The following is a 19658-nucleotide window of genomic DNA, read 5'->3' on the forward strand; positions in this document are numbered from 1 at the left end:
CAGGCCCTGCGGCGCACCATCGGGGCTCGAAAGTCGTTGTTTCCGCCTCTCCAAGGAGCCTGCCATGTCCGCCAGTCACGTTCTGGAATCGCAACAATCCCTGCACGCCGCCGACCTTCGGCCACGGGGTGCCGGCTGCTGGAAGCTGGCGGCCGGCCGCGCGTTGTCCCTGCACCCGCTGGAGCGCGGCGTGGTCGAGGTGGTGGACGGCCGGGTGTGGCTCACCCTGCGGGCAGCGCCGGGCGCCGGGCAGCCGGGCCGTGCGGCCGATGTGGTGCTGCAGGCCGGGGACCGCCTGGCCATTGCGGCCGGCCAGCACGCCGTGCTGGAAGCCTGGAGCCCCGTGGAGGCGCCGGTCGGTGCCGCCTTCGACTGGTGGGCGGAGCCGGAGGCCGAGGCCGCCCCGGCGGCGGGCTGGCGCAGTGCCGCGCTCCGCGCGCAGTGGGAGGGCAGCGTGGCGCAGCCGCTGCGGGATCTGGGCCGCGCCCTGGGGCAGGGCGGCCGGGCCGTGGGGTGGGCCGGCGCCCAGGCGCTGGGCGCCACCGGGCGGCTGGTGGCGGGCCTGGCCCGGTTTGCTCTCTTTTGGATAGCTACGCCCCGCCAGCGCAGGCCGGTGTGAGCACGGCATGCACAAAGCGCATCAATAGCGCCACTCCTTTTCATTGGACGATTTGCCTAGCACAGCACACCATTGCGTTAACCAAGGGTTAACCCGGAGATTTGTATGACCCTCTCGCACACTTTCACTTCCCGATCCAACGCGGCCGGCCATGGCGTCAACACCTTGCCGCCCGGCCATGCCGTCAGCCTGACGCCGCGCGCGCCCATGGCCCTGCGCGTGGCCGAGGGCTGCGCCTGGGTGACGCTGGACGCTGGCCCCTTCGGTGCGGGCACCGAATCGGGGGATGTCTTTCTGCACCCCGGCCAGACGCTGTGGGTAGACGCCGGCCGGCGCGCGGTGGTGGAGCCCGTGGGCGCCGAGCGGCTCAAGTATCGCTGGGCCAGCCGGCCGGTGGAGGCCGTCGCCAGCGTGGCGCCGTGGTGGCGCCGGGCGGCCTTCGGCAGCGCCGCGGCCGTGGACCAGCGCGTGGCGGGCGGCACCTGCTGCGCCTGATACCGCCGGCCTGGCCGGACTGCGGCCGAGGCCCAGTTGGTGATATGAGCAAAAAGAGCTTGCAGCGCCTGTCCCACAAGCGCTGCAAGCTCTCTTTTTTGTAGCGATAGATCAGCCGCGCCGCCCGGGGTCTTCCAGCAGCCCGATCAGCTGCCCCTGCAGCGTGGTCAGCAGCTCCTGCGACAGCGCGGGCTGCGCCGCCGCGGTGGCGCGTGCCAGCACCAGCCCCCCGACCATGGTGGCCAGCACCTCGATGGCGCGCGCCCGCTGGGCGGCCGCGGCCGGTGGCGTGGACCCGGTCTCCGTGGCGGCGCCGGTGTCCGCCGGGGCGGTGGGCGGGTCGGCATCGACCAGCAACTGCGTGAACCGCTGGATGTTGCGCTCGATGCCCGCGGCAAACACCTCCGACAGCTCGGGCCCGGCCCGTGCCGCGTCCACGGCCAGGGCAGCGGCCGGGCAGCCGCTGCCCGGCGCGTCGCGGTGCTGGGGCGAGAGGTAGCTGCGGATACGGTCCGCGACGTTCGCGTTGGGCGTGTGGCCGTCGAGCGGCGCAATGGACCAGTCGAACGCGCGCGCGCAGGCCTCGCGCACCAGGGCGTCCTTGGACTCGAAATGCCGGTACAGCCCGCCGTGCGTGAGCCCGGCGTCGCGCGTGATGTCGGCCACGCCCACGCCGGTGAGGCCGCGCTCGCGGTACAGCCGCGCCGCGGCGTCGAGGATGCCTTGGCGGTTTTCAGCCGCCTGCGCTTTCGAGACTTTCATGGCCAGATTTTCTATTGATTGCGATCGTCAGCAAACCGCACTTTTGTGCTTATGATGATGGCCCCAATCATAAACGCCCGGTTGTCCACCGGTGGGCGCAGACTGCGGACCGGTGGTGTCCGTGGACGCCGGGCGTCAACCAGCGAGGTGACTTCATGCATCCCCATTCCTTCCACCCACCGCGGCGTTTGCCCGCCCGGGCCACCGGCCCAGCGTCCTGCGCTGCGCGAAGGGTAGCCCTTTGATGCGCCGCGTCGTCATCACCGGCATGGGCTTGGTGTCGCCCCTGGGATGCCAGGTGGAGCTGGCCTGGCAGCGGCTGCTGGCGGGCCGCTCGGGCCTCACGCGCCTGCCCGAGGCCGTGACCGAGGGGGTGCCGGCCAAGGTGGCCGGGCGGGTGCTGCCGCCCGAGGAGGACCCCGAAGGCGGGTGGAATGTGGACGCCGTGGTGTCCGCCAAGGACCAGCGCAAGATGGACCGCTTCATCCCCTTTGCGCTGGGCGCCGCCGACCAGGCGCTGGCCCAGGCGGGCTGGCCCCCGGCGGACGAGCGCCAGCGCGCCCGCGCGGCCACCGTGATCGCCTCCGGCATCGGCGGGTTTGGCGCCATTGCCGATGCGGTGCGTACCACCGAAACGCGCGGCCCGCAGCGGCTGTCGCCCTTCACCGTGCCTTCGTTCCTGGTCAACCTGGCGGCGGGGCAGGTGTCGATCCGCCATGGGCTGCAAGGCCCCATCGGCGCGCCCGTCACGGCCTGCGCCGCTGGCGTGCAGGCCATTGGCGATGCGGCCCGCCTCATCCGCTGCGGCGAGGCCGACATGGCCGTGTGCGGCGGCAGCGAGGCCGCCATCGACCGCGTGAGCCTGGGCGCCTTCGCGGCGGCCAAGACGCTGAGCACGGACTTCAACGACACGCCCGAGCAGGCCTCGCGCCCGTTTGACGCGCAGCGCGACGGCTTTGTCATGGGCGAGGGGGCCGGCCTGCTGGTGATCGAGGCGCTGGAGCACGCGCTGGCGCGCGGCGCAACGCCGCTGGCCGAGATCGTCGGCTACGGCACCTCGGCCGACGCGTACCACATCACCTCGGGTCCCGAGGACGGCAGCGGCGCGGCGCGCAGCATGGCCGCGGCGCTGGCGCAGGCGGGCCTTGCGCCGCACGACGTGCAGCACCTCAACGCCCATGCGACCTCCACCCCGGTGGGCGACCGTGGGGAGCTGGCGGCGATCCGCAGCGTGTTCGGCCCGGGGGCAGGGGTGGCCATTGCGTCGACCAAGTCGGCCACCGGCCACCTGCTGGGCGCCGCCGGGGCGGTGGCGGCCATCTTCACCACGCTGGCGCTGCGGGACCAGGTGGTGCCCGGCACGCTCAACCTGCACACGCCCGACCCGCTGGCCGACGGCCTGGACCTGGTGGCCTTGCGCGCGCGGCCCATGGCGCTCACGCACGCCATGGTCAACGGCTTCGGGTTCGGGGGCGTCAACGCCAGCCTGGTGCTGCGGCGCTGGGCGGGGGCGTGATCGCCGATGTGCTCAAACGGGCTCGGACGGGCTCAGAGAACGAGTTCGCCGCGCACCGCTTCAAAGGCGGCCAGCGCGGCCGCCCCGTCCAGCTGCTCCATGCGCGGCAGCGCGTCGGCGTCTTCCAGCGTGCTGAAGGCGAGGCTGAACTTCTGGAACCGCCGCGCCGCCAGCGGGCCGTGGTGCAGCACCTCGACCTGGACGTGGCGCGGGTCGTTGCGGATGCGTTCGATCAGCTTGAGCACCGCTTTCTGCGGCCCCTCCAGCTGCTGGCAAAAGCGCTGGCCGTCGAAGATGAGCAGGCCGGTGACATCCAGTTCCGCATTGACCACGCGCGCGCGGCCGGCAATCTCGGCAACCACGCCGGGCGGCTGGTCGGGGGCGAGGATGCTCACGTAGAGCACCTCGTAAAGGCCTGGATGGATCATCATGTTGCGAACGAATGTAAGCGTTCGCACGGCCCGTTTCCTACGTCAAAAGACACAAGCGACGCCCAAAGATCGGCCCAATTGTTGCCAAATGTATGCCGCCCGTCCGCGGCCCAGGCCGTACTGCACGCCGGAGGGATGTGCCGGTCCCTAGAATGCCGCCATGAACATCGCCTCGCCCGCCGGTCCCTGCACGGCCGATTGCCATGACTGCAGACTGCGCAAGACGGGGGCCTTCACCCCGCTGGGACCCGATGTGCTGGAATTCATCCGGGGCTTGCGGGCCGGCACGGAGGTGGTGGAGCCCGGCCAGGCCCTGATCCGCGAGAACCAGACCAACGCCAAGCTGTTCACGCTGTATGCGGGCTGGGCGTTTCGCTACAAGACGCTGAGCGACGGGCGCCGGCAGATCCTGAACTTCCTGCTGCCGGGGGACCTGGTGGGCCTGCAGCAGGAGTTTGGCGACGCCTCCGCCCACGGGGTCGAGGCGCTCACGGAGTGCACCTTGTGCGTGTTCCAGAACGACAGCCTCTGGGCCGTGTTCCGCGAGCATCCCCGCCTGGGCTACGACGTGACCTGGCTCGCGGCCCACGAGGAGGGACACGTGGACGACAACCTGCTCACCGCGGGCCGGCGCAACGCCACCGAGCGCGTGGCCATGCTGCTCATGCACCTGTACCGCCGCCTGGACCGCATCGGCCTGGCCGAAGGCGGCACGGTGGAGTTTCCGCTCACGCAGCAGCACATTGCCGATGCGCTGGGGCTGTCGCTGGTGCACACCAACAAGACGCTGCGGCGCCTGGCCCTGCTGGGCCTGCACGAGATCCGCAACGGGCGGCTGCGGCTGCTCAACACCCGCGCGCTGGCGCGCATTGCCGACTATTTCGATACGCCGCCGCGCCTGATGCCCATGCTGTAGGCCGGCCCGGGGTTTCAAGGGAAAACGGCCTCTAGCGCTTTGTGGGAAAGCGCAGGCAGCTATCAAAAGTGAAGTAACCGGGCCGCGCGGCAGGGCGCCGATAATCGCAGCACTCCCCACAGGCTTCCCCGCGTTCATGACCCCACTCGACATCCTCATCATGGCGGCCGGCAAAGGCACGCGCATGAAAAGCCGCCTCCCCAAAGTGCTGCAGCGCCTGGCCGGCCGGCCCCTGCTGCACCATGTGCTGGACCAGGCCACGCACCTGCAGGCACGCAGCGCCATCGTCATCACCGGCCACGGTGCTACCGAAGTAGAAGCAGCCACCGCAGGCGTGGCAAGCGCTGCAGCCGGATTTGACCTGAAGTTCGTGCGGCAGGAGCCGCAGCTGGGTACCGGCCACGCCGTGCAGCAGGCCGTGCCCCACCTGCCCGGCGACGGCACGGTGGTGGTGCTGTCCGGCGACGTGCCGCTGACCCAGGCGGACACCCTGCGCGCCCTGGTGGCGGCCAGCGCGGGCGAGCGCCTGGCGCTGCTGACCGTGACCCTGCCCGACCCCACCGGCTACGGCCGCATCGTGCGCGGAGCCGACGGCGCCGTGCAGGCCATCGTGGAGCACAAGGACGCTACCGAGGCACAGCGCGCCATCACCGAAATCTACAGCGGCATCCTGGCCGTGCCCGCGCGGCTGCTGGCGCCGTGGCTGGCGCGCCTGACCAACGACAACGCCCAGGGCGAGTACTACCTCACCGACATCGTCGCCATGGCCGTGGCCGACGGCGTGCCCGTGGTGGCCCACCGCATCACCGACGCGCTGCAGGTGGCGGGCGTGAACAGCCCCCTGCAGCTGGCCGAGCTGGAGCGCGCCCACCAGCTGCGCCAGGCCCGCGCCCTGATGGAGCAGGGCGTGCGCCTGGCCGACCCCGCACGGTTCGATGTGCGCGACGACGCGCGCACCGGCGTGCGCGGCGAGCTGGTGTGCGGGCAGGACGTGGAGATCGACGTGAACTGCATCTTCACCGGCCGCGTCGAGCTGGGCGAGGGCGTATCGATCGGTGCCCACTGCTGCATCGCCAATGCGCGCATTGCGGCAGGCGCCGTGATCCACCCCTACACCCACATCGACGGCGAGAAGGCCGGCGCCACCGTGGGCGAGGGCGCGCTGGTCGGCCCCTTTGCCCGCCTGCGCCCCGGTGCGCAGCTGGGCCGCGAGGTACACATCGGCAACTTTGTGGAAGTGAAGAACAGCACCCTGGCCGACGGCGCCAAGGCCAACCACCTGGCCTACCTGGGCGACGCCACCGTGGGCGAGCGCGTGAACTACGGCGCCGGCAGCATCACCGCCAACTACGACGGTGCGAACAAGCACCGCACGGTGATCGAGGCCGACGTGCATGTGGGCAGCAACTGCGTGCTGGTGGCGCCCGTCACCCTCGGCGCGGGCGGCACGGTGGGCGGCGGCAGCACCATCACCAAGAGCACCGCGCCCGGCGCCTTGAGCGTGGCGCGCGGCAAGCAGGTGAGCATCGCCAACTGGTCGCGTCCCGCCAAACAACCCAAGCCATGAGCGCGCCTGACGCCACCGCCGCCGAGCACGAACTGCAGCAACTGCGCGCCGAACTGGCCCGCAGCCAGCAGCAGGTGGCCGACATGGCGGCTGCGCAAGAGGAGTTCCTGCGCGCCGTGTCGCACGACCTGCGCGCGCCGCTGCGGCACATCACCTCGTACGGCAAGCTGGTGCGCGAGGTGCTGGGCGACCTGCCCGCCGAGGTGCAGGCCGCCGAGCCGCTGCGGGAAGCCCGCGATTTCCTGGGCACCATGGAGCAGTCTGCCCGCCGCATGGCGCTGATGCTCGACGGATTGCTGGCGCTCTCGCGCGCAGGGCGCGCCCCGCTGCACCCGCAGCTGGTGGACCTGGCCGCGGCGGTGGACCAGGCCCGTGCGGCGCTGCCCGCCGCGCAGGCCAGCCAGGCGGCCGCGGTGCAATGGACGCTGCCCGGCGGGCTGCCCGCCGTCCAGGCCGACCCGGCGCTGCTGCACGAATTGCTGGTGCAGGTGCTGGGCAACGCGCTCAAGTTCAGCCAGCGACCGGCGGCCCCGGCGCCGCACATCACCGTGCGCGCGGTGCCGGCCGAGCGGGGCGCAGGCTGGGCTGCCTGGGAGGTGCAGGACCAGGGCGCGGGGTTCGACCCGGCCCGCGCCGCCGGGCTGTTCGGCGTGTTCCACCGTCTGCACCGCGAGACCGAATTCGACGGCGTGGGCGCAGGCCTGGCCGTGTGCCGCGCCATTGCCCAGCGCCACGGGGCGCACATCAGCGCCACGGCGGCGCCGGGCCAGGGCTGCACGGTGCGGGTGGAATGGCCTGCGGCCGCTGGTGGCGATTGATTTGCTATTGAATTTATAGCTGCTTGCGCTTGCTAGAAAAGGGCTAGAGGCACTTTTGTCTCAAATTTTGCGCGCTTGGTGCTGAAGAAGGCTTTCACGTTGCGCACGTTGGCGTCGGCGGTGAACAGCCGTTGCGACAGGGCCAGGTAGCCCGGCATGTCGCGGGTGTGCGCCACCAGCACGAAGTCCGGCCCGGGCGACACGCGCCAGCACTGCTGCACGGCCGCTTCCGCCACCGCGCGGGCTTCAAAGGCATCCAGCGCCTCGGCGCCCTGCCGGTCCAGCGTGACTTCCACGATGCACGCCAGCCCGTGGCCCTGCACTGCGGCCAGCTTGTCGGGCTGCAGCAACGCCACCTGGCGCTCAATCAGCCCGGCCTCGTGCAGCCGCCTCACGCGGCGCAGGCAGGTGGGGGGCGATACGTGCACCTGCTCCGCCAGCGCCTGGTTGCTCTGGGCGGCATCGTGCTGCAGCAGGTTCAGCAACTGAAGGTCGGTGGCGTCGAGTGTGAGGGATTCCATTTTTTTCAATATTTTGAAACTAAATTTCTCTCGGGGAGAAATGAGAAATTGAATTTCATTTTCATTAAAAGATCAACTGCAAATTTCGCTGCGCCCTGTCTACCATCCGCCCATCTTCGTTTGACACAGCAAGGCAACACCATGTGCGGCATCGTCGGCGCGGTCTCCACGCGCAACATCGTCCCCATCCTCGTCCAGGGCCTGCAGCGGCTGGAGTACCGGGGCTATGACTCCTGCGGCGTGGCCGTGCATGCCGCCAGCCTGGATGCCTCGCGGCCCAGCGGGCTGCAGCGTGCCCGCAGCACCGCCCGCGTGGCCGAGCTGCTGGAGCAGGTGACCACCGAGCACATCGAGGGCGCCACCGGCATTGCCCACACCCGCTGGGCCACCCACGGCGCGCCGGCCGTGCACAACGCCCATCCCCACTTCAGCCACGGCACGGGCAGCGACGCCGCCGCCGCATCCGCGGGCCGCGTGGCGCTGGTGCACAACGGCATCATCGAAAACCACGAGGAGCTGCGCGCGGCCCTGCAGGCGCGGGGCTACGTGTTTGCGAGCCAGACGGACACCGAGGTCGTCGCCCACCTGGTGGACAGCCTCTACAGCGGCGACCTGTTCGAGGCCGTGCAGGCCGCGGTGGCGCAACTCCACGGCGCCTATGCCATCGCCGTCCTGCACAAGGACGAACCCCACCGCGTGGTGGGCGCCCGGGCGGGCTCGCCCCTGGTGCTGGGCGTGGGGCAAGACGGCGCGGAGCACTTCCTGGCCAGCGACGCCATGGCCCTGGCCGGCGTCACCGACCAGATCGTCTACCTGGAAGAAGGCGACCTGGTGGACCTGCAGCTGGGCCGCTACTGGATCGTGGGCAAGGACCGCGCCGCGCTCACGCCCGCCCAGCGCCCCGTGCGCACCGTGCTGGCCCACAGCGGCGCCGCCGAGCTGGGCCCGTACCGCCACTACATGCAAAAGGAAATCTTCGAGCAGCCCCGCGCCATCGCGGACACGCTGGAAGGCCTGCAGGGCATCGTGCCCGAGCTGTTCGACGGCGCTCCCCTGCACGGCCAGCCCGGGGCCGCCGCCTGGCGCGTGTTCCAGGAGATCGACAACGTCCTCATCCTGGCGTGCGGCACCAGCTACTACAGCGGCTGCACCGCCAAGTACTGGCTGGAGGCCCTTGCCGGCATCCCCACGCAGGTGGAGGTGGCCAGCGAGTACCGCTACCGCACCAGCGTGCCCAACCCGCGCACCCTGGTCGTCACCATCAGCCAGAGCGGCGAGACCGCCGACACCCTGGCCGCGCTGCGCCACGCGCAGTCGCTGGGCATGCAGCACACGCTGACCATCTGCAACGTGGCCACCAGCGCCATGGTGCGCGAATGCAAGCTGGCCTACATCACCCGCGCGGGCGTGGAGATCGGCGTGGCCAGCACCAAGGCCTTCACCACGCAGCTGGCGGGCCTGTTCCTGCTGACGCTGGCGCTCGCGCAAAGCAAGGGCCGCCTGAGCGAGGAGCAGGAAGCCGCCCACCTCAAGGCCATGCGCCACCTGCCCGTGGCCCTGCAGGCCGTGCTGGCCCTGGAGCCGCAGATCATCAGCTGGGCCGAGGACTTTGCCCGCATGGAAAACGCGCTCTTCCTGGGCCGGGGCCTGCACTACCCCATTGCCCTGGAAGGGGCGCTGAAGCTCAAGGAAATCAGCTACATCCACGCCGAGGCCTACCCCGCCGGCGAGCTCAAGCACGGCCCGCTGGCCCTGGTCACCAGCGCCATGCCGGTGGTGACCGTGGCCCCCAACGACGCGCTGCTGGAAAAGCTCAAGAGCAACATGCAGGAGGTGCGCGCCCGTGCCGGCGTGCTCTACGTGCTGGCCGACGCCGACACCCGCATCGAAAGCAGCGAAGGCATCCACGTCATCCGCATGCCCGAGCACTACGGCCCGCTGAGCCCGCTGCTGCACGTGGTGCCGCTGCAGCTGCTCGCGTACCACACCGCCTGCGCGCGGGGGACGGATGTGGACAAGCCGCGCAACCTGGCCAAGTCCGTGACGGTCGAATGACCGGCACGGGCTTGGGGCGGCAGCGCCGCCGCGCGCAGCGCCCAGGTTGCGCGGCTTGGACGCCGCTCACTTCGCGCAGGGAAGTTATGCGGCGGCACAAGAGAAAAAGTACCTGGCCAAGTCCGTGACGGTCGAATGACCGGCACGGGCTTGGGGCGGCAGCGCCGCCGCGCGCAGCGCCCAGGTTGCGCGGCTTGGACGCCGCTCACTTCGCGCACCGCTACGCAAGCGCATTGTTCGGGCCGGCCTGTCTTGCCGCAAACCGCGCAGTCCATTCCGCCATGGGCATGAAGCTCGGGTCCGTGCGCACCACGCGCTCTGTCTGGGCCCAGATGGCATCGTCGTCCTGGTCCAGGTCCAGCGGGTCTCCGTGCGGCTGGCTCACGTACCAGGGCGTGTCCAGATAGACCTCCACCGTGTTGTCCTCGGGGTCCATGCAGTAGATGGAAATCGCGTTGCCGTGGTTGAGGCCGCGCATCTTCGTCGCCCCCAGGGCCAGCGCGCGGCGGCGGGCCTCGCGCAGGTGGTCGAGCGTCTGGACCTTGAAGGACAGCTGCATCACCGTGCTGGGCGCGTCCGCTGCGCGGCCCCCTGCCAGCGCCAGCTGGTGGTGCTGGTCGCCGCGCCCGCTGAGGAACACGATCTCGAACCGGAAGGTCACGCCCTCGCCCCGGTCGGTCTCCTGCATGTCGAACACGCCGGTGTAGAAGGTTTTCATCACGTCCAGGTCGCGGCAGAAGATGCCGCAGTGGGACAGGTTGGCGGTGTAGGGTGGGTTCATGGTGTCGGACTTCAGGGGTTCAGGGGATGAGCACCAGCTTGCCGAGCGTGCCGCCGCTGTCGAGAAGCTCGTGGGCGCGGCGGGCCTCCGCCAGCGGCATGCGCATGGCGCGTGGCGCGCGCACCTGGCCGCTGGCCATGAGGGCGATGGCCTGCTCCATCAACCCGCGGCGTTGTGCCACATCGGCGTCCACCGCGTGGATGGAGAAGGTGCGGATGGCCAGGCTCCTGGCGAGCAGCTTGCGCAACTCGTCGAACACGTCGGCCGAGGGCGGACCGGCCAGGATGTTGTACGACACGGCCATGCCCGACGGCGCGAGCGAGCGCAGGCAGGCAACGAAGAGCGCGGCGCCCACGTGGTCGAACGCCAGGTCCACGCCGCGGCCGCCCGTAAGTTCCATCACTCGCTGCGGCAGCGCCTGCACGTCGCCGTCCACCAGGTCCGTCACGCCGTTTTCCAGCGCGAACGCGCGCTTTTCGGGCGTGGAGGCGGTGCCGATCACCCGCAGGCCGCGCGAGCGCGCCACCTGTGCAAGCGCCGTGGCCACGCCACCGGCTGCGCCCGGCACCAGGATCGCCTGGGCCGGCAGGTTGCCGTTGCTGGCCAGCAGCGCCAGGGCGAGCTGGAAGTTGCCCAGGCTCACCGCGTCTTCCCAAGCGATGCTGTCGGGCAGCACAAAGGGCACCGCTTCGGGCACGCAAATGGCCTGCACGTAGCAGCCGCCGCGCTGGGGCAGCTCGCGCGCGCTCACCAGCACCCGGTCCCCCACCTGCAGCCGCGCCACGCCCGGCCCTACGGCGTCCACGACGCCGGCCAGCTCGTTGCCGGGGATGGCGGGCAACGGCGGCATCCATTTGTAGGTGCCGTTGCGGATCAGCACGTCGGGGCCGCCCGCGCCAATGGCCTGCGCTCGCACGCGCACCTGGCCCGGCCCGGGCCGGGGCAGGGGCAGATCGACCCAGGACAGCACGTCCGGCCCGCCCGGTACCTGCAGTTGCACGGCTTTCATCGTGCCTTCAGAAGCGGTCGCCATCGCCGCCCTCAGCGCTGGCCATCGTGGACGGAAACCTGCTCGCGCGTGAGCCCGCCCAGGCGCGCATGGATGCGGCCGCCATCGGCCATCACCAGCGCGAAGAGGATTTCGTCGGGGCGCGGCGCGTCCTGGATGCCGACCTCGGCACTGTTGAAATGGCTGCGGACATAGGCGGCGTGGATGTAGTGCAGCGGCACCACCAAGCGGTAGCCCGTCGCCGCAACCACCTTGGCCGACGGCACGATGGCTTTGGGCTCGCCCAGCACCTGGCGCATCGCCCAGCCTCCGGCCTCGTGCCAGACGGCGCCGTGCTCCAGCTCGCCGTTCACACCCACGATGGCGGCCTTGCTGTAGGCCTGCACGTTGTCCTTGCCCAGCACGCCCACCAGCTCTTCGGCGAGCGTCGTGCCCAGGCTGCGCAGCTCGGCCATGAAGGGCAGGAGGTCCGGCTCATACCGGCCGGCGTACGGGTTGCGAATCACCGCGCAGGCGGAAGCGACACGCAGCGGGGTTTGTGGCGGCGGTCCGCCTTCGTGGTACACCGTTTCGATGGTCAGGCTGCGTTTGCGGATAGCGATCAAAGTCATGCAATAGGTCCTTCGGCGAAATGAGGGGTATTCATTGTTTGGGAATCTTGGCGTCGGCCACCACCTGCTGCCATTTCTCGATTTCGTGGCTCACCAGGGTCTTCATCTCCTCGGGCGTGCTGCCGCGTGCCTCGCCGCCCATGTCTTCCAGGCGCTGGCGCACGGCAGGCGCTTGCAGTGCGCGCAGAACCTCAGCATGGAGCCGCTCCACGACGGGGCGGGGCGTGCCGGCCGGCGCCATCAACCCGGCCCACGACCGCACGTCGTACCCCGCCACGCCTTGCTCTGCCACGGTGGGAACGCTGGGCAGGCCCGGCCAGCGCTGCGGCCCGGTGGTGGCGATGGCCCGCAGCTTGCCGGCCTGGATGTTGGTCAGCACCGCCGTGGGGGGCGCGATGATGAAAGGCACATCGCCCGCCAGCAGGGCGGTGATCGATGCGGCATCGCCCCGGTAGGGCACGTGCAGCAGGCTCACGCGGGCCATCTTGGCCAGCAGCTCGCCTGCCAGATGGTGGGTGGAGCCCACCCCCGCAGTGCCGAACCCCACCGTTCCGGGTGCTGCCTGGGCGTTTGCGATCATCTCGCGCAGGCCCTGCACCTTGGAGCTGGCGTTGACCACCACCAGGAAGGGAAAGAAGGTGATGGTGGACACCATCTCGAAGTCCGCCACCGATTTGTACGGCAGCGTGTTGTACAAGGCGCCGGCCACGGCGTGGCCCCCTGTGGCCAGCAGCAGCGTGTACCCGTCGGGCTTGGCGCGTGCCACGGTGGTGGCGGCGATGGTTCCCCCTGCGCCCGACTGGGCTTCCACCACCACCGGCTGGCCCAAGGCCTTGGCCATTTCCGTTCCAACTGCGCGGGCGATGGCATCGGCGTTCCCGCCGGGGGCGAAGCCCTGGTAGAGCTTGATGGCTCGCTCGGGGTACGCCTGGGCCCAGGCGGGCAGGGCCGTCCATCCAAGCGCGGCCGCGCCACAGGCGGCCAGGACGTGTCTTCTGTGCATGGTGTTTGTCTCCGTGGGCGGCGGCCGCGTGGGGCCTGGCTCTACCCGTGCAGGGGGGGATGAAGATCGAGAAATGACGGCGGGCGGGTCAGTTCTGCGCGACCACCGGGTTGCGCAGCACGCCGATGGCTTCGATTTCCACTTCCACCACGTCACCCGGCTTCATGAACTGCGGGGGCTTCTTGCTCCAGCCCACGCCTGCCGGGGTGCCGGTGATGATCACGTCGCCGGGCACCAGCGTGAAGATGGTGGAGGCGTAGGCGATCAGCCGGGGGATGGAGAAGATCATGTGCCCCGTGTGGCTGGACTGCACCACGGCACCATTCAGGCGCGTCTCCAGCTTGAGTTCCCGGCCCGGCGCGATCTCGTCGGCCGTCACCATCCAGGGGCCGAAGGCGCCGGTGGATTCAAAGTTCTTCCCCGAGGCGATCTGCTTGGCGTGGAACTGCCATTCGCGCACGCTGGCGTCGTTGTAGCAGCTGTAGCCGGCAATGTGCGACCAGGCGTCCGCCTCGCTGATGTCGCGGCCTTCCTTGCCGATCACCACGGCCAGCTCGCCTTCCCAGTCCAGCGATTCCGAAACATGGGGGCGGACGATGGGGCCTTGATGGGGCGTCTGCGAACGCCACACGCGCAAGAAGATCGGGGGCTGCTCGGACAGCTCGCGCTGCATGCCGGCGGCGAGCACCTCCTGGTGGTGGTCCATGTAGTTGCGCACCGCACAGACGATCTTTTCGGGGCGGGGAATCACGGGCAGGAAGGTCACTTCGGCCAGTTTTGCATCGGCCTTGAGCCCAGCCACCAGCGCGTCGCGGCGCTTGAAATCCGGGCTGGCGATGAAGTCGGCCAGCGTGGCGTGGCCCGTGCGGCTGGCCAGTTCGGCCACGCCATCGCCCAGGACGACGCCCCAGGTTTCACGGCCGCCGATCGAGTAGGACATCAGTTTCATGGGTTTCCTTAAAGAGGGATGGAAAGGAGGTGTTGAGAGAGGAGGGCTGACAGCCCGCCGTCCCTTTAAATGCATGACGTAATTTTTATGCATAAAAATGGTTTCATGCATAGTGGTTTCTACGGAGAAAATTCCGGGAACCTATGTGGAGCGGGCTGCCGCTGACGGCGCAGCTCCACTTCAGAAGGAGCAGCGCCCAGAAGCAAAAAAGCCCGCGGGTGCGAGGCCGGCGGGCTGTGTGCCGCGAGAGCGGCGTGCGTTGACGGGTCTGGTGATCCTCTGTGGGATGACGGCCTCCACGGGCAGCGCCCTGGTGAGGGCTTACAGTGCGGCGGCGCTCAGCCTCCGCGATCGGGTTCGACCTTGCTCAGCACGGCCAGCACATTGCGCTCCGTGCCCAGGATGTGCTCTCGCAGCAGCGCACAGGCCGTGTCGGCATCGCGCCGCAAGGTGGCATCCATGAGTTTGCGGTGCTCGCTGGATTTGTTCTTGAAGGTCTTCCGGTGCCGTGCAGAAAAGCGCCGGTAGCGTTCCGCCTGGTCAAAGAGGCTGGCGCTCCAGGTGCGCAGGCGCTCCGAGGGACTTGCCGAGATCAGGGCCATGTGAAAGGCCGTGTGCACGTCGGTCCACCCCTGGTCCAGCACGACCGGCCCGTCGCTGAGCCGGCCTTCCACCTTTTCCAGGCGGTGGAAGGCCGCCACCACCTGGGCCTCCCATGCGTCATCCCCGTGCTCGATGGATTCGCGCAGCGCCTGCACATCCAGCATGACCCGCATGCGGGTGATGTCCATCAGATCGTCCGCAGAGATTGCGGTGACCCGAAACCCCCGGCGCTCGTCGGCGCGGATCAGCCCTTCCTGAGACAGGCGGCTCAGCGCTTCCCGCAGGGGGCTGCTGGAAAAGCCATAGGCAGCTTGCAGCTCATCGAGCTTGAGCTTGGCCCCGGGGCTGTAGGTGCCGTTCAACACATCCCTGCGCAGTTGCGCAAAGGCTTGATCCACCAGGGGCGGGGTGCGCTGCGATGTGTCATTTTTATACATGTTTTTAATTTTATGCATAAACTCGGCGCGTTGAAAGAAGGAGAAAACCCCAGTGACCACCGACCCGATTTCCCGTCCCGCGCGCCTCCTGGCCATCTCGGGCAGCATCCGCCGCGCCTCGCACTGCACCGCCGTGCTGCGCAGCCTGCCGCCGCTGCTGCCATCGGGGGCGACGCTGGTGTTGTTCCCTCTGGGCGAGATCCCCTTGTACAACGCCGACCTGGATGGGGACCAGCCGCCCGCTGCCGTGGCTCAGTTCAAGCGGGCGATCGAGAGCGCTGACGGCCTGGTTTTCTGCTCGCCAGAATACAACTACGGCATACCGGGCGTGCTCAAGAATGCCATCGACTGGGCATCGCGCCCGGGCTTCGCATCGCCCCTCAAGGGCAAGCCTGCGCTCATCATGACCGCATCGCCGGGCACGGCCGGCGGCGTCCGTGCGCAGGCCCAGATTCGCGATGCGTTGACGGCCACCCTGGCCCGCCCGCTGGTGCGCCAGCACATTGCCATCGCCAGCGTGGCCACGCGCGTGCAGGACGGCCAGCTGGTGGACAAGCCCACGCTGGACATCATCCAGGCAGGCCTGCAGGAACTGCTTGAGGAGATCCGCTGGATTGCGGCGCGTTCGGCCTGAGCCCTTCGTCAAGCCGCGCATCCGCGCGCGATGGCGGCGGCCTTGGCTTTCTAGCGATCAGCGCTGCGGCATGTCCTTGGTGCTGTACCCCAGCTTCACCTCCGCGTCCGCTGGAATGGCAGGCATGCCGTCATTCCATGCCTGCCAAGCCTGCTTCATTGTGGCCAGGCGGTCGGGCTCGAGTTTGGCCCGATTGGCCCGTTCACGGGCGTCTTCGGCAACGTTGAAAAGATAGTCGTTTCCATCGACCTGCAGGTACTTCCAGTCCCCCAGGCGGAAGGCACGTTGGTCCCGGTGCTTCATTCGCCAAAAAAGCGGACGTTCAAAGTGCGACGCCGGGCCGCGCAGGGTGCTCGATACCGACATTCCGTCCAAGGGAAAGTCGGGGTGCGGAGCGACGCTTGCGACATCCAGTACCGTTGCAGACCAGTCCATCGTCATGCAGTGCTGGCGGCTCACGCTGCCCGGGGGGATGACGCCCGGCCAGTGCGCGATCCATGGCACGCGGATGCCTCCCTCTGTCAGATCCATCTTGCCTCCGACGAGAGGCCAGTTGTCAGAAAAGCGCTCACCGCCGTTGTCGCTGGTGAAAATGACCAGGGTGTTGCCGTCCACCCCATTGCGCCGCAGCGCGTCCATGACCCAGCCAATGCCTTCGTCCATGTGGTGGATCATGCGCTGGTAGGTGTGGATATTCCCGCCGTGAAGATGGAAGAGATTGCCCTTGATTCCGTCGGCAACCTGCGCGTCGTCGCGCGTCTCCCACGGCCAGTGGGGCGCGGTGTAGTGCAGGCTCAGGAAAAACGGCTTGCCTTCGGGCGCCACGCGGTCGATGTACTCCACCGCACGGTGGGAAAGGAGGTCCGTCAGGTAGCCGTCGTCCTGCGCTTCGTCCTCGTTGAAGAAGAGGTCCTTGGAACCGTTGGCGCCGCAGTGGGTGAAATAGTCCACGCCGCCGGACATGGGGCCAAAGAACTCCCCGTAGCCCGACTTGATGGGGCTGAAATGCGGCGGGTAGCCCAGATGCCACTTCCCGATCAATGCCGTGTGGTACCCCGCATCGCGCAACAGCGACGGGATGGTCGGGTGAGCGGGCGGCATGCCCAAGGTTGTGCTGCCCCGGGAACTCGCACTGATCGGCTCTTCGGCCGCGCCGCGCAGCCGGTACTGGTAGCGCCCGGTGATGAGGGCGAAGCGCGTGGGTGAACACACGGGAGAGTTGGAATAACCGTCCGTGAAGCGAATGCCATTGGCCGCCAGGGAATCCAGCACCGGGGAGACGGGGCCGAACTGGGCGTTGCGCCCGCCGTAGCAGCCGAGGTCGGCAAAGCCGAGGTCGTCGGCGACGATGAAGATGATGTTGGGTTGCATGGACGGTTCGCGGGCGTGGCAAAAGCCTTCAGTGAAGGCTCATGCCGGACCCAAATGTTGAGACGGGTAGGTCAGTCCGCCGCGCGGAAGCCCGTGGCTTTGACCAAGGCGGCCCAGCGCTGCGTTTCGGTGGCAATGGTGGCTTCGAACGCGGGAATGTTCTCGGTAGCCATATCGAAATTGAGCGCTTCCAGCCGAGCCCGGTAGCCCGGGTCGCTGTGCACCTTGTCGGCGGCCGCGCGGATCGCCTTGAGCACGGCGGGCGGTGTCGCTGCCGAGGCAAAGACGCCAAACCAGATGGTGGTGCTCAGGTCCTTGTAGCCCAGTTCTGCGAGCGTGGGAACGTCGGGCAGATAGCGCGAGCGCTGCGGACTCGTCACTGCGAGGGCTTTCAGCTTGCCCTCCTTGACATGGGGAATGGCGGTGGCGAGTTGCGTGAACCCCAGAGGCACTTGCCCGCCCAGGATGTCGGTGACCTGTGGAGGCGATCCTCTGTACGGGATGTGGACCATGGACGCGCGCAGCCGCTCGTTGAGCTGGAAGCCGAGAAAGTGCGAAGGTGTTCCGGGGCTGAAAGAGGCGTAGGCGGCCTTGTTGGCAGGATCCTTGATCCACTTGGAGAGCCCGGCAAAGTCGTTGGCAGGTACCGATGGATGGGTCACCAGCACCAGCGGCGCTTCCACCGACTTGATGATGGGGGTGAAGTCACTCGGCTTCCATCGCAACGCTGCGAACGCAGCGGGGTTGATGGTCATCATCGACTGTGTTCCGATCCACAGCGTATGGCCATCGGCGGGCGCCTTCAAAACCAGCTCCGCGCTCAGGTTGCCGTTCGCCCCGGGCTTGTTGTCGACAACGAAGGTGCCCCCGGTCTCTTTTTGCAACTGGTCCGCCAGCGCCCGCGCAAACGGATCAAGCGCACCCCCTGCGGGTACCCCAGCAACGATGGTGACGGGCTTGCTGGGCCACCCTTGTGCGGTGGCGTTGGGGGTGTGAAGGGCCGTGACTACAACTGCTGCCAGGCCAAAAGCCCAGCGCGAGAAGGGTTGCCGCGCAAAGCGATGAACGTTCATGGTGTCTCCGGTGTGTTGAATGCCCTGCGTGCCTTGACGCGGGTCATTGGCAAACTCTAAGGTCCCCACCAATAGTTCATGAAATCAAGCTTTTTCAGGGATTACGCTAGGTTTCCCCAGGTCCGCGGCATCACGATGAGTTGCGCTATCGGGCCGGGCGCTCCCTCCGCTGCCTGCTGCGGTCCATCTTGGGAAATCCCCCGGTTTCCAGCAAGTCGGCGGCTTTGTGCTCCAGGGCCTGGAAGATCCGTTCCAGGTGCTGCTGGTCCGCCACCGGGAGCGAGGACAGCAGCGCGCCGTTGATGTCTTTGAGGACGGGGTACAGCTCTGCGTAAATCTGCCTTGCGCGCTCCGTCAGGTGAATCTCCACGCAGCGCCGGTCGTTCGGGCGAGGGACGCGCTCCGCCAGTCCTTTCTCGACCAACTGGCTGACGGCCTTGGAAGTGCGGGCGGGTTCGACAAGAGCCCGGCTTGCCAGGTCAGAGGAGAGCAACGGCCCGCTCTGGGACAGCACAACGATCAGTCGCCACTCGCGTCGCGTGATCCCGAACTTTCCCTCGCACAGCCGAACCAGCGGTTGGCCTGCCATGGCAGCGAGCCTGTTCAAGCGAAACAAGAAGAACTCCTTCGAGCCATCCACAGGCACCTCCATTGCTCCTGAGCGTAAACCCCGAGGGTAGTTGATTAGATAAACCATTGATCAGGGCCATAAATTTCGGTGCTGCGTGTGCTGAAGCGCTGGATACCGCTTCAGCCCCGTCACCGCCATCCCTCCGATCCGCTTGCAGGAGAGCGCTCAAGCATGAAGTGGCATGAAGAAGGCGAAGAGCCAGACTACCGTTTTTCGTTGGCAAACGAGCGCACCTTCCTTGCGTGGAGCCGAACGGCCCTGGCGTTGTTGGCAGGAGGGGTTGCGCTGCACCAGCTCGCGCTTCATGGTCGGCCGCAGTGGGCGTTTGACTTGGCTGCTGCGCTGCTGGCGGTGCTGTCGGGTTTGCTGGGGGTGGGCGCGTATGTCCGCTGGAGGGGCAACGAGATCGCCCTGCGCAACCAGCGCCCGCTACCGCGGACCTGGCTCCTGCCACTCCTGGCTGGCAGCGTCGTGGTCCTCTCGGTCTTGGCGACGGCCGTGTTCGGGCTGCAATGATTCCGGACCCCGGTCTGCAACCCGAGCGCACGGCCCTGGCATGGACTCGCGCGGTCTTGGCATTGATCGTCAACGCCGCCCTGCTGGTGCGTACGCCGTTGCTCCAGGCCGGGGCGGTATCGTGGGTGGGTTGTGCCGCACTGTGCGCGGCGGCCATCATCCTGCTGTCCGTCGCCCAGCGAAGAGGCGAGCAACTGAGGCGTCGGCGTCCTGGTGCTCCTCGCTGGGAAGTCGCCTGGGTCACAGGCTGCACGTTCGTGATGGCGTTGGCCGCCCTACTACAGGCTATTTCCTGGTAGCGCCTTCATGCAGCCTCCGCGGCTTTGGAGGGCGCACCAAG

The 19658-nt window shown here is 68.4% G+C and carries 22 protein-coding genes; 10 read left to right on the forward strand and 12 right to left on the reverse strand.

Annotated features, from left to right (window positions below; genetic code table 11):
• The first annotated feature begins 64 nt into the window (after positions 1-64).
• Together ACOYR3_RS05025 and ACOYR3_RS05030 are read left to right on the forward strand one after the other, a co-directional pair.
• On the forward strand, positions 65-619 hold the full coding sequence (locus tag ACOYR3_RS05025; protein ID WP_422845381.1) for a DUF2917 domain-containing protein: 555 nt from the start codon (positions 65-67) through the stop codon (positions 617-619).
• A 105-nt stretch (positions 620-724) separates the two neighbouring features.
• Positions 725-1114, forward strand: coding sequence for a DUF2917 domain-containing protein (locus ACOYR3_RS05030; protein WP_422845382.1), 390 nt, complete (start codon positions 725-727; stop codon positions 1112-1114).
• A gap of 111 nt (positions 1115-1225) precedes the next feature.
• Here ACOYR3_RS05030 and ACOYR3_RS05035 read toward each other — a convergent pair whose 3' ends face one another.
• Complete coding sequence (locus ACOYR3_RS05035; protein ID WP_422845383.1) at positions 1226-1876, reverse strand: TetR/AcrR family transcriptional regulator; 651 nt, start codon at positions 1874-1876, stop codon at positions 1226-1228.
• 244 nt (positions 1877-2120) lie between these two features.
• Between ACOYR3_RS05035 and fabF the strand changes: the two genes are divergently transcribed.
• Positions 2121-3392 (forward strand): beta-ketoacyl-ACP synthase II, encoded by a 1272-nt coding sequence (gene fabF, locus ACOYR3_RS05040; protein WP_422845384.1) that lies wholly within the window; start codon positions 2121-2123, stop codon positions 3390-3392.
• A 32-nt stretch (positions 3393-3424) separates the two neighbouring features.
• On the opposite strand, the gene ACOYR3_RS05045 is transcribed toward fabF, so the two are convergent.
• Entirely contained in the window at positions 3425-3823 is a 399-nt protein-coding gene (locus ACOYR3_RS05045; RefSeq protein WP_422845385.1) for a BLUF domain-containing protein, read from the reverse strand.
• 160 nt (positions 3824-3983) lie between these two features.
• On the opposite strand from ACOYR3_RS05045, the gene ACOYR3_RS05050 reads away from it, so the two are divergent.
• The 3 genes from ACOYR3_RS05050 (at position 3984) to ACOYR3_RS05060 (ending at position 7124) form a co-directional block, all read left to right on the forward strand.
• The gene (locus ACOYR3_RS05050) at positions 3984-4739 is read left to right on the forward strand and encodes a Crp/Fnr family transcriptional regulator (RefSeq protein WP_422845386.1); all 756 of its coding nucleotides are present in this window, start codon (positions 3984-3986) and stop codon (positions 4737-4739) included.
• A gap of 136 nt (positions 4740-4875) precedes the next feature.
• A complete protein-coding gene (gene glmU / locus ACOYR3_RS05055; protein ID WP_422845387.1) occupies positions 4876-6306 on the forward strand; it encodes a bifunctional UDP-N-acetylglucosamine diphosphorylase/glucosamine-1-phosphate N-acetyltransferase GlmU in 1431 nt (476 codons plus the stop codon).
• A complete protein-coding gene (locus ACOYR3_RS05060) occupies positions 6303-7124 on the forward strand; it encodes a sensor histidine kinase (RefSeq protein ID WP_422845388.1) in 822 nt (273 codons plus the stop codon). Before glmU ends, ACOYR3_RS05060 begins: the two co-directional genes overlap by 4 nt.
• A gap of 32 nt (positions 7125-7156) precedes the next feature.
• Here ACOYR3_RS05060 and ACOYR3_RS05065 read toward each other — a convergent pair whose 3' ends face one another.
• Complete coding sequence (locus ACOYR3_RS05065) at positions 7157-7645, reverse strand: Lrp/AsnC family transcriptional regulator (protein ID WP_422845389.1); 489 nt, start codon at positions 7643-7645, stop codon at positions 7157-7159.
• A gap of 141 nt (positions 7646-7786) precedes the next feature.
• Between ACOYR3_RS05065 and glmS the strand changes: the two genes are divergently transcribed.
• Positions 7787-9700 carry a glutamine--fructose-6-phosphate transaminase (isomerizing) gene (gene glmS, locus ACOYR3_RS05070; protein ID WP_422845390.1) on the forward strand — a complete coding sequence of 638 codons (1914 nt, stop codon included), beginning with the start codon at positions 7787-7789 and terminating at the stop codon, positions 9698-9700.
• A 220-nt stretch (positions 9701-9920) separates the two neighbouring features.
• On the opposite strand, the gene ACOYR3_RS05075 is transcribed toward glmS, so the two are convergent.
• From ACOYR3_RS05075 to ACOYR3_RS05100, 6 genes are all read right to left on the reverse strand, one after another.
• On the reverse strand, positions 9921-10481 hold the full coding sequence (locus ACOYR3_RS05075; RefSeq protein ID WP_422845391.1) for a VOC family protein: 561 nt from the start codon (positions 10479-10481) through the stop codon (positions 9921-9923).
• Positions 10482-10500: 19 nt separating this feature from the next.
• Positions 10501-11514, reverse strand: a complete 1014-nt coding sequence (locus ACOYR3_RS05080) for a zinc-dependent alcohol dehydrogenase family protein (RefSeq protein ID WP_422845392.1) — start codon at positions 11512-11514, stop codon at positions 10501-10503.
• Between the two features lie 8 nt (positions 11515-11522).
• Positions 11523-12101: an amino acid synthesis family protein gene (locus ACOYR3_RS05085; RefSeq protein WP_056642250.1), complete on the reverse strand. Its 579-nt coding sequence runs from the start codon at positions 12099-12101 to the stop codon at positions 11523-11525.
• A 31-nt stretch (positions 12102-12132) separates the two neighbouring features.
• Complete coding sequence (locus tag ACOYR3_RS05090) at positions 12133-13104, reverse strand: tripartite tricarboxylate transporter substrate binding protein (RefSeq protein ID WP_422845393.1); 972 nt, start codon at positions 13102-13104, stop codon at positions 12133-12135.
• An 88-nt stretch (positions 13105-13192) separates the two neighbouring features.
• On the reverse strand, positions 13193-14053 hold the full coding sequence (locus tag ACOYR3_RS05095; protein ID WP_422845394.1) for a fumarylacetoacetate hydrolase family protein: 861 nt from the start codon (positions 14051-14053) through the stop codon (positions 13193-13195).
• Between the two features lie 338 nt (positions 14054-14391).
• On the reverse strand, positions 14392-15111 hold the full coding sequence (locus tag ACOYR3_RS05100) for a GntR family transcriptional regulator (protein WP_422845395.1): 720 nt from the start codon (positions 15109-15111) through the stop codon (positions 14392-14394).
• 34 nt (positions 15112-15145) lie between these two features.
• Between ACOYR3_RS05100 and ACOYR3_RS05105 the strand changes: the two genes are divergently transcribed.
• The gene (locus ACOYR3_RS05105) at positions 15146-15727 is read left to right on the forward strand and encodes an NADPH-dependent FMN reductase (RefSeq protein ID WP_422845396.1); all 582 of its coding nucleotides are present in this window, start codon (positions 15146-15148) and stop codon (positions 15725-15727) included.
• A 57-nt stretch (positions 15728-15784) separates the two neighbouring features.
• Here the strand turns inward: ACOYR3_RS05105 and ACOYR3_RS05110 are convergent, their stop codons facing one another.
• From ACOYR3_RS05110 to ACOYR3_RS05120, 3 genes are all read right to left on the reverse strand, one after another.
• Positions 15785-17098, reverse strand: coding sequence for a sulfatase family protein (locus ACOYR3_RS05110; protein WP_422845397.1), 1314 nt, complete (start codon positions 17096-17098; stop codon positions 15785-15787).
• Positions 17099-17169: 71 nt separating this feature from the next.
• On the reverse strand, positions 17170-18171 hold the full coding sequence (locus tag ACOYR3_RS05115; RefSeq protein WP_422845398.1) for a Bug family tripartite tricarboxylate transporter substrate binding protein: 1002 nt from the start codon (positions 18169-18171) through the stop codon (positions 17170-17172).
• A 145-nt stretch (positions 18172-18316) separates the two neighbouring features.
• A complete protein-coding gene (locus tag ACOYR3_RS05120; RefSeq protein WP_422845399.1) occupies positions 18317-18787 on the reverse strand; it encodes a MarR family winged helix-turn-helix transcriptional regulator in 471 nt (156 codons plus the stop codon).
• A gap of 186 nt (positions 18788-18973) precedes the next feature.
• Here ACOYR3_RS05120 and ACOYR3_RS05125 point away from each other — a divergent pair, with 186 nt between their 5' ends.
• Positions 18974-19318 carry a YidH family protein gene (locus ACOYR3_RS05125; protein WP_422845400.1) on the forward strand — a complete coding sequence of 115 codons (345 nt, stop codon included), beginning with the start codon at positions 18974-18976 and terminating at the stop codon, positions 19316-19318.
• The gene (locus ACOYR3_RS05130; RefSeq protein ID WP_422845401.1) at positions 19315-19617 is read left to right on the forward strand and encodes a DUF202 domain-containing protein; all 303 of its coding nucleotides are present in this window, start codon (positions 19315-19317) and stop codon (positions 19615-19617) included. The genes ACOYR3_RS05125 and ACOYR3_RS05130 overlap by 4 nt, the downstream gene beginning before the upstream one ends.
• Positions 19618-19658 lie beyond the last annotated feature (41 nt).

This window comes from Acidovorax sp. M2(2025), from assembly GCF_049330835.1.
GTDB lineage: Bacteria > Pseudomonadota > Gammaproteobacteria > Burkholderiales > Burkholderiaceae_C > Acidovorax.

Coding starts and splice junctions, on each gene's coding strand:
- glmS (WP_422845390.1), top strand. CDS start 7,787: ATGTGCGGCATCGTCGGCGCGGTCTCCACGCGCAACATCGTCCCCATC.
- ACOYR3_RS05050 (WP_422845386.1), top strand. CDS start 3,984: ATGAACATCGCCTCGCCCGCCGGTCCCTGCACGGCCGATTGCCATGAC.
- ACOYR3_RS05100 (WP_422845395.1), bottom strand. CDS start 15,111: ATGCATAAAATTAAAAACATGTATAAAAATGACACATCGCAGCGCACC.
- glmU (WP_422845387.1), top strand. CDS start 4,876: ATGACCCCACTCGACATCCTCATCATGGCGGCCGGCAAAGGCACGCGC.
- ACOYR3_RS05030 (WP_422845382.1), top strand. CDS start 725: ATGACCCTCTCGCACACTTTCACTTCCCGATCCAACGCGGCCGGCCAT.
- fabF (WP_422845384.1), top strand. CDS start 2,121: ATGCGCCGCGTCGTCATCACCGGCATGGGCTTGGTGTCGCCCCTGGGA.
- ACOYR3_RS05075 (WP_422845391.1), bottom strand. CDS start 10,481: ATGAACCCACCCTACACCGCCAACCTGTCCCACTGCGGCATCTTCTGC.
- ACOYR3_RS05090 (WP_422845393.1), bottom strand. CDS start 13,104: ATGCACAGAAGACACGTCCTGGCCGCCTGTGGCGCGGCCGCGCTTGGA.
- ACOYR3_RS05065 (WP_422845389.1), bottom strand. CDS start 7,645: ATGGAATCCCTCACACTCGACGCCACCGACCTTCAGTTGCTGAACCTG.
- ACOYR3_RS05045 (WP_422845385.1), bottom strand. CDS start 3,823: ATGATGATCCATCCAGGCCTTTACGAGGTGCTCTACGTGAGCATCCTC.
- ACOYR3_RS05025 (WP_422845381.1), top strand. CDS start 65: ATGTCCGCCAGTCACGTTCTGGAATCGCAACAATCCCTGCACGCCGCC.
- ACOYR3_RS05125 (WP_422845400.1), top strand. CDS start 18,974: ATGAAGTGGCATGAAGAAGGCGAAGAGCCAGACTACCGTTTTTCGTTG.
- ACOYR3_RS05130 (WP_422845401.1), top strand. CDS start 19,315: ATGATTCCGGACCCCGGTCTGCAACCCGAGCGCACGGCCCTGGCATGG.
- ACOYR3_RS05080 (WP_422845392.1), bottom strand. CDS start 11,514: ATGGCGACCGCTTCTGAAGGCACGATGAAAGCCGTGCAACTGCAGGTA.
- ACOYR3_RS05095 (WP_422845394.1), bottom strand. CDS start 14,053: ATGAAACTGATGTCCTACTCGATCGGCGGCCGTGAAACCTGGGGCGTC.
- ACOYR3_RS05085 (WP_056642250.1), bottom strand. CDS start 12,101: ATGACTTTGATCGCTATCCGCAAACGCAGCCTGACCATCGAAACGGTG.
- ACOYR3_RS05060 (WP_422845388.1), top strand. CDS start 6,303: ATGAGCGCGCCTGACGCCACCGCCGCCGAGCACGAACTGCAGCAACTG.
- ACOYR3_RS05035 (WP_422845383.1), bottom strand. CDS start 1,876: ATGAAAGTCTCGAAAGCGCAGGCGGCTGAAAACCGCCAAGGCATCCTC.
- ACOYR3_RS05115 (WP_422845398.1), bottom strand. CDS start 18,171: ATGAACGTTCATCGCTTTGCGCGGCAACCCTTCTCGCGCTGGGCTTTT.
- ACOYR3_RS05110 (WP_422845397.1), bottom strand. CDS start 17,098: ATGCAACCCAACATCATCTTCATCGTCGCCGACGACCTCGGCTTTGCC.